The organism is Bacillus sp. FG16 (genome assembly GCF_057809515.1).
In genome coordinates, this window is the sequence record NZ_JBMDKC010000161.1 from 1 (window position 1) to 7,599 (window position 7,599).

Consider the following 7,599-nt stretch of genomic DNA (forward strand, 5'->3'; position numbering starts at 1 on the left):
AAAATGTACATGATTATTCAAGTGTTAATGTGTACATTTAAACTAGCATTTATACCATTACTTGGGGAGCATTTTGATTGAAATATGTATACCTTCTTAATTGGGCTTTCACTCTTGCTATAAATTCAATTGTACTGAACGGCTTCACAATATAATCATCTGCCCCAGTACTAAACCCAATTACCTTATCTACATCCGATGATTTCGCGCTTAAAAACATAATTGGTAAACTATGTTTCTCTCTAATCCTTCTACAAAGTTCTATACCATCCATTTGAGGCATCATAATATCCAAAATAGCAAGTTGAATACTGTTATTATTTATTATTTCTAAAGCCTCTTCACCGTTATGAGCACTAAAAACTTTAAAACCTTCTTGTTTTAAATTCACATTAATAAATTGAATAATATCTTTATCGTCATCTACAATTAATATCGAATTTTTTTCCATTTCCAAACCTCTTTTTTGAAATATATTCCACATCTAAGTTTATCATAAATCAAATCTACCATTACACCTTGAATAATCTTTATTTTCAGATTAAATTATATAATAACAAATACATTCTATTTTCATGTGAAAAGGAGCGAAAATATGTTTCCTTTATTAAAAACTGAAAGACTTATTTTAAGAGAACTTACCGAAGAAGATGCACCACGTATACTACAATGCTTTTCTAATACTAATGTACTGCGCTATTATGGTCAAAAACCGTTACAAGATGTTGATCAAGTGAAACAAATCATTCATAACTTTAAGTTGAGTTACAATGCAAGAAGCGGTATAAAATGGGGGATCGAATTAAAAGACAAGAAAGAACTCATCGGTACCATTGGTTTTCACGATTGGTCTTCTGAGCATAAACGAGCCAATATAAGTTATGCCTTTTTGCCTGAACACTGGGGAAAAGGATATGCGACTGAAGCTGTTTCTGAGGTTATATCATACGGTTTCCATACGATTCATTTAAAGCGGATTGGAGCAATTGTATTTCTTGAAAATGAAGCTTCCAATAAAGTACTATTAAAATTAGGTTTTGAAAAAGAAGGCGTTCTAAAAAATTATATGTATCAAGATGATATCCCATATGATACGAATTTTTACGCTTTATTAAAATCAGTTTAATAGAATTTATGTGTAAAAAACCTTACTTTTAAAAAGTAAGGTTTTTTGTATTTATTCATTAGCAATATAAGCATTCTTATAAGTATAAATACCACCAAATTGATGCTTTTCAATTCCTTTTACATAATCCTTTTGTACATATGCTGAGCCAATATGATAAAGCGGCGCCACCGCAGCATCTTCTAATAATACCTGCTCGGCTTCTCGCAACGCTTCCCATCGTTTTTCCGTATCTAGTACAAAATCCGTTTTCGCTTTCTTTATTAATTCATCGTAACGAACATTAGAATAATTCATTTTATTATTCGGATTCCCTGTCGTAAATAACTCTAAATAACTAATTGGGTCTTTATAGTCAGGTCCCCAATTTGCCATAGTTATATCGTAATCACCTATTTGTTCTAACTGTAATTTTTGCTTAAATGGCTGTTGTTTAATTTGTATCGTTAACCCTTGCAAATTCTTCTCTAAATCACCTTTTATATATTCTGCCATACGTATTGCGTTATCTTGTTCGAACGTTAAGAACCCTAGGTTTACTTGTTCTACCCCAAGCTCTTTTTTCGCTTCTTCCCAAAGTTTTTTCGCATTTTGCAAATCATATGAGGAAATATCTCCATTTTCTTTTCTAAAATCTTTACCAGTCACTTCATTTACATGACCAACTGGTACAAGTCCACTTGCAGGTTTTGCTCCGTTATTAATAAAGTGAGCAACGAAATCATCTTTATTTAACGCTAATGAAATAGATTGACGCACCTTTTTATTTGCTAACGCGTTATTTTTTTCATTAAAACGAAGCATAGCAATTCCGGGATCACTCGACATATGTAATTCCTTATTCCCTTTATACTTGTCTACAACTTGCGAATTAACAGGTACTCGATCCAAATCTCCGGCTTCATATAAATTTACAGCTGTCATTGTATCCTTTAGGATATGAAAGTTTATTTCATCTAATTTCACTTTCTTTCGATCCCAATATGTAGTATTTTTCTTTAATTGAAACTCTTGTTCATGCTTCCATTTTTCTAATACAAATGGACCGTTATATATGAGATTACTAGGTTCCAATGCATAATTGTTTCCTTGTTCTTTCAAAAATGATTCATGCTGTGGTAAGTATATAGGTAGTGCTAACAACTGTAAAAAATACGGAACTGGCTGTTCGAGTTCAACTTCTAACGTATAGTTATTTATCGCTTTAACCCCAAGTGCATCAAGAGGCATTGTTCCCTTATTGATCTCTTTCGCATTTTTTACATAAAAGAGCATGGACGCATATTGAGAGGCTGTTTCAGGGTTAATTGCACGTTTCCAAGCAAATATAAAATCATTTGCTGTTACATTATCCCCATTTGACCATTTTGCATCTTTACGCAAGTCAAATGTATATTTCTTACCATCTTCACTTCTTTTAAACGATTTTGCTATGGCTGGAGTAGGCTGATCTTGATCGTTTAATACATATAACCCTTCAAATATATTCTGCATAATGTGTGCTGATGTACCATCTGTTGTTTTCACAGTGTCCAGAGAAGGAATTTCTTCTGATACTGTTACATTTAACACTTGTTTTTTAACCTCTGTGTCACTTTTATCCGCTTTATTATTACAAGCTGTTAATAATAAAGATGTAACAAGTGCCATTACCATTAAATGACTCTTTTTTCGCTTCATGAGTTGTTCTCCTTAAATATAAAATATTATAAAGCGTAATATATTATAGCAGAAATACTAACAGAAAGACGCGACATTCTTTTGAATATTTATTCGTTCAAGAAAAAAGCTATCCTTTTAAAAGGATATGGATTACCTTGGAATCTTTTCGATTTTTAACGAAAAAAACATATAAACTAATAGGAGCTTAACTTTTCCTCAATAAAATCGAATTTAATTGTCGCTTCAATACATACTTTCTATTTTATAGCATCTAAATACCACAATACCAAATTAACATTTACGGATATTTTACGAAACTTTCGGAAATTAAGACGAATATTCTGGACTTATCGTTCCGGAATATTTATACTAAGTTACATGAATGGAGGTGTTATAAATTGGGTAGAAGTATTAGTTTTAACAAAGAACACGCGTTAAATAAAGCTATGCATTTATTCTGGGAAAAAGGTTATGATGCTACATATATATCAGATCTTATTGAAACGATGGGTATAGGTCGATCTACTCTCTACGATAGCTTTGGAGATAAGGATGCACTATTTAAACTAGTTTTGGAACATTATAAAAATTATGGCTCTCAAAAGAGAAATTTACTTTTTAGTGGTATAAACACAAAAGCATCACTTAAATCCTTTTTTTATCAACATATTGAAAAATGTTATTCAGGTGAGATTCCAAAAGGTTGTATGATAACTAATTCTTCACTGCTTATTGGACAAATTGACCCTGCCATAGAAGAAATACTCATAAATGATTTTAATGAACTTGAAAAAGTATTTAAGCAAGTTATCGAAGAAGGAAAAAAGAAAGGAGAAATTTCACAAGAGGTTGATACTGAATTAGTTGCATATTCTTTATTAAGTTTAAATCATAGTTTGAATGTAATGTCTAAATATAAAAAAGAGAAAAATTCAGCCTATCATCTAGTAGATAAGACTATTGCAGACCTATAGTCTTTCTTTTTTAATAATTTCGGAATGAACGTTCCAAAAAGAAAGGAATGATAAAATTGACTAAAAAGACAAATTTTCTAATATTTATTTTAGCAATTAGTTGTGGTTCACTTGCTGCAAATATTTATTATGCACAACCAATTGTACAATTCATTGCAAAAGATCTGAACATTTCTTCTGATTTATCTGGATTGCTCACTACTTTGACACAAATTGGGTATGGATTGGGGTTATTTTTTATCGTACCGATCGCTGACTTATTGAAAAGTAAGAAAATAATAGGAATTCTTATCGGGCTAACTATTTTTTCATTAATTGGTACGCTAATTTCGACAAACGGAATTATTTTTTTACTATTAACAACTATAATTGGCATTGGGGCCTGTGCAGCTCAAATGTTAGTTCCACTAACAATGAGAATCGTGCCAATTGAAGAGGCAGGTAAATATGTGGGTAAAGTGATGAGTGGTTTATTGATTGGGATTATGATTGCTCGCCCATTATCTATCGGAATAACAGAGTGGTTTGGCTGGAGAATGGTATTTCTTTTTTCATTAATAACCCTAGTTACCGTATTACTGTTAATTCTAAAATTTTTACCCAACTATGAAGTTATCTCAACTAGTAACATGACATATCCAAATTTAATAACTTCTATGGTAAAGCTACTAATAAATACTTCTCCTTTACAACAAAGAGCTTTTTATCACGCATGTTTATTTGCTGCATTTAGCCTTTATTGGACAGCTATTCCAATTTTATTAAGATCAGAGCCATTACATTTTTCAAATAATGAAATTGCATTATTTGGCTTTGTTGCAATTGCTGGAGCTTTATTAACTCCTACTATTGGTAAAATAGCAGATAAAGGTTATATTTTTACAATGACTAATGTATCAATGGCACTCGTACTATTATCGATCGTACTATTATTCTTTGTTCAAGATCATTCACTATTTAGCATAATTTTAATTCTTATCTCAGGTATCTGCATTGATATTGGTGTAGCAGGAAATTTATTATTAGGTCAAAAAATTATCTTTGGTTTGAATCCCGAGATAAGAAACAGACTTAATGGATTATATATGACTATTTTCTTTTTGGGAGGAGCCTTTGGTTCATGGATTGGAAGTTATACTTACTATAAATTTAATAGTGAAGTAACTTTACTCATTGGAGCTGCTTTACCTTTAATCTCCTTAATAGTTCATTTAATACACAATAATACAATAAGTTTATTAAAAACCAAAAATAAATACATGTCCTAACTATCAATGTACTCTAAAACTAGCGTCAACATCTAATTTTTTGGGTAGTGTTAGCATTATCACTTCTGTTGCAAAGTTTTAAAAAATATAGTGAGGTTTACAAATTAGAAATAGGCTGTGGAGAAGATTCTCTCCACAGCCTAAAAAAGTTATCTTTGTAAACCTCGTTTATAACGACTTGCTTCAAATATAATACGCTCTTCATCTAACGTTTTACATTCGCCATTCCAAACGACACGTTTTCCGTTAATAATTACATCGCTTATATCTTTTCCACTAGCAGCATATACAAGGTGTGATAACACTTCATCCGCTGGTTGTAAATGCGGCTTATTAGACGGGTCAATCGTAATAAAATCGGCACACTTACCAACTTCAAGTGATCCCGTTTGTTTCATCCCAATGACTTCCGCAGCTCCTTTTGTCGCAAGAGAAAGAGCTGTTTCAACTGGTAATGCTGTTGCATCTTGGTGTATACCTTTTTGCAATAAAGTTGCTATACGCAGTTCTTCAAACATGTCTAAATTATTGTTAGACGCAACACTATCTGTTGCAATTCCTACTTTTATTCCTGCTTCTAGCATCGCTTTTACATTCGCTATACCAGAACCTAGTTTTAAATTACTATTTGGGTTATGTGCTACTCGAACATCATGTTCTGCTAAAAATGCACGCTCATCATCATTTAATACTACACCGTGTGCAATAACTGTTGGGCGTTTAAACAATCCGCAGCTCGTTGCATATTCTACTGGACGTTTTCCGTACTGTGCTTCAATATCACGTACTTCACGCTCTGTTTCAGAAAGGTGGATATGAACCATTGTTTGATTCTCTACTGCAATACGAGCACACTCTTCTAACAATTCTGTACTACATGTATATGGACTATGTGGTGCAACCATCGTAGTTAACATGCCACTTTCTTTATAATAACGCTTCACATATTTCTCAGCTTCTTCAATCGCTTTCTTTTCATCGTCTTTCGTTCCGAAGCTAAATAAAGTCCTTGAAACAGCAGCTCGCATCCCGCTCCTTGATACCGTTTCCATAATTGCGTCTTGATCTACTCCAATTGGATTAAACATGTCAGAGAATGATGTTGTACCACTTTTCACCATCTCAAGTAATCCTAATTCCGTACTAGCGACCGCAAGCTCTGGAGTAAATTGACTTTCCAGTGGCCAAATTCTCGTCTCCAGCCATGGCTGTAATAACATATCATCTCCAATACCTCTTAGGAGACTCATTACAACGTGTGTATGTGTATTTACAAGCCCTGGTAAAACCCACTTTCCTTTCATGTCAATTACTTCATCTACTTCAAAATCATTTGCAAATTCTCCGCTCTTTACATCTATAATTTGATCATTTTCTACAATGATATATCCATTTTCTATCACTTCGTTTTGTTCATTCATCGTTACAATTGTAGCGTTTACATAAGTTGTTTTCAAAAGTATTTCCCCTTTCAACTCTATGAAGTTCCCTTTAATAAGTTACCACCATTATAGTAACTTATTAAAGATTAAGAGTCAAAAGATAATTTTAATTCTTTCGTTATTTTTCCCTTCAAAATGCTATATTGTTTTTCATTTGTATCTGCAAATGCTTCTTCCCGATTTGACTTTTCATCCATATAATTCAATTTCCCATTGAATTGAGTCTCTGTAAAATCAAATCTCTGCCCATCTATAAAGTTATAAAAGTGCCATACCTCTCTTACTTTTGTCTTTTTAATTTCTCCTCCGTGTATGTCTTGAACGACAAGAGCTGTAACACCACATTGTCCCTTTGCTGGGTTTTCAATTGTCCACTTTGAACTTGTTTCTATTGACCAAGATCTTATTAACGCCTCATATATTTGCTTTTTCTTTACATCATCCATTCTAATCTTCCCCTACTATTAATAGTTTTACACATCATATTTCAAAAGAGGCAGTAAACGACCCTTAAAGACAGTTGATGGTGTCTCTCCTATTAACTGTGCTCCCATTTTCAAGTAATATCCTTTTGCATTCGGATCACTATCAATTGTAAAACTTTTTAATCCTAGTTCATTGGCTTTTTCTATTACATACTCCCAAAGTATTTTCCCGTAACCTTTTCCTTTGTAATGAGGATGAATGTACAAGAAATCGAGAGCTTTATCATTACGTAAAAATGAGAAAAAACCAATCTTCGCATTATCGTTTACTAAAACATATACAAAATTATTTTTTATGTACTCTTCCGTAATTGTTAAATCTTCCTTACAAGCAAGTATGAATTCTTCACTATAATTCCACGTTGCTTTTGAATGTAGTGTGAGTTCACTTAATTCATTTGCTTCACTTAATAACGCTTCTCTTATCTTCATGGTTCTTTTTCCTCACTTTCAATATGTACACTACTAAATTGATTCGGAAAGCACTTCAAAAAAACCTTTATTTTCCATAAATTAGAAATTATTTTTATAAATCTTTATTATAATCAGTACGATTTTCAACAATTTTTTTAAAGAAAAAGAACGCCATTGAAGTGACCCCTAAAAGTTAGACACGGTTATTTCATTAGGCAGCTTGATAAA

The 7,599-nt window shown here is 32.3% G+C and carries 7 protein-coding genes and 1 pseudogene; 3 read left to right on the forward strand and 5 right to left on the reverse strand.

Annotated features, from left to right (window positions below):
- Positions 1–55: 55 nt before the first annotated feature.
- Positions 56–451: pseudogene (locus tag ACODS7_RS30205) on the reverse strand (response regulator transcription factor); the annotation flags it as partial.
- 144 nt (positions 452–595) lie between these two features.
- Here ACODS7_RS30205 and ACODS7_RS30210 point away from each other — a divergent pair.
- Positions 596–1,126 carry a GNAT family N-acetyltransferase gene (locus tag ACODS7_RS30210; RefSeq protein ID WP_000484225.1) on the forward strand — a complete coding sequence of 177 codons (531 nt, stop codon included), beginning with the start codon at positions 596–598 and terminating at the stop codon, positions 1,124–1,126.
- A gap of 51 nt (positions 1,127–1,177) precedes the next feature.
- On the opposite strand, the gene ACODS7_RS30215 is transcribed toward ACODS7_RS30210, so the two are convergent.
- Positions 1,178–2,806 carry a peptide ABC transporter substrate-binding protein gene (locus ACODS7_RS30215; protein ID WP_142333795.1) on the reverse strand — a complete coding sequence of 543 codons (1,629 nt, stop codon included), beginning with the start codon at positions 2,804–2,806 and terminating at the stop codon, positions 1,178–1,180.
- Positions 2,807–3,186: 380 nt separating this feature from the next.
- On the opposite strand from ACODS7_RS30215, the gene ACODS7_RS30220 reads away from it, so the two are divergent.
- Complete coding sequence (locus ACODS7_RS30220) at positions 3,187–3,762, forward strand: TetR/AcrR family transcriptional regulator (protein WP_243169336.1); 576 nt, start codon at positions 3,187–3,189, stop codon at positions 3,760–3,762.
- 47 nt (positions 3,763–3,809) lie between these two features.
- Positions 3,810–5,030 (forward strand): MFS transporter, encoded by a 1,221-nt coding sequence (locus tag ACODS7_RS30225; protein ID WP_080681733.1) that lies wholly within the window; start codon positions 3,810–3,812, stop codon positions 5,028–5,030.
- 149 nt (positions 5,031–5,179) lie between these two features.
- On the opposite strand, the gene ACODS7_RS30230 is transcribed toward ACODS7_RS30225, so the two are convergent.
- The 3 genes from ACODS7_RS30230 to ACODS7_RS30240 are packed head-to-tail and all read right to left on the reverse strand — an operon-like array spanning position 5,180 to position 7,389.
- Complete coding sequence (locus ACODS7_RS30230) at positions 5,180–6,505, reverse strand: bifunctional S-methyl-5'-thioadenosine deaminase/S-adenosylhomocysteine deaminase (protein ID WP_243169338.1); 1,326 nt, start codon at positions 6,503–6,505, stop codon at positions 5,180–5,182.
- Positions 6,506–6,558: 53 nt separating this feature from the next.
- On the reverse strand, positions 6,559–6,918 hold the full coding sequence (locus tag ACODS7_RS30235) for a YunG family protein (RefSeq protein ID WP_029441986.1): 360 nt from the start codon (positions 6,916–6,918) through the stop codon (positions 6,559–6,561).
- A gap of 27 nt (positions 6,919–6,945) precedes the next feature.
- Positions 6,946–7,389, reverse strand: a complete 444-nt coding sequence (locus ACODS7_RS30240) for a GNAT family N-acetyltransferase (RefSeq protein ID WP_243169339.1) — start codon at positions 7,387–7,389, stop codon at positions 6,946–6,948.
- Positions 7,390–7,599: the final 210 nt, after the last annotated feature.

What these genes read in the sequence shown, in the direction of transcription:
- ACODS7_RS30225 (WP_080681733.1), top strand. Translation starts at nt 3,810, where the DNA reads ATGATAAAATTGACTAAAAAGACAAATTTTCTAATATTTATTTTAGCA.
- ACODS7_RS30210 (WP_000484225.1), top strand. Translation starts at nt 596, where the DNA reads ATGTTTCCTTTATTAAAAACTGAAAGACTTATTTTAAGAGAACTTACC.
- ACODS7_RS30240 (WP_243169339.1), bottom strand. Translation starts at nt 7,389, where the DNA reads ATGAAGATAAGAGAAGCGTTATTAAGTGAAGCAAATGAATTAAGTGAA.
- ACODS7_RS30215 (WP_142333795.1), bottom strand. Translation starts at nt 2,806, where the DNA reads ATGAAGCGAAAAAAGAGTCATTTAATGGTAATGGCACTTGTTACATCT.
- ACODS7_RS30235 (WP_029441986.1), bottom strand. Translation starts at nt 6,918, where the DNA reads ATGGATGATGTAAAGAAAAAGCAAATATATGAGGCGTTAATAAGATCT.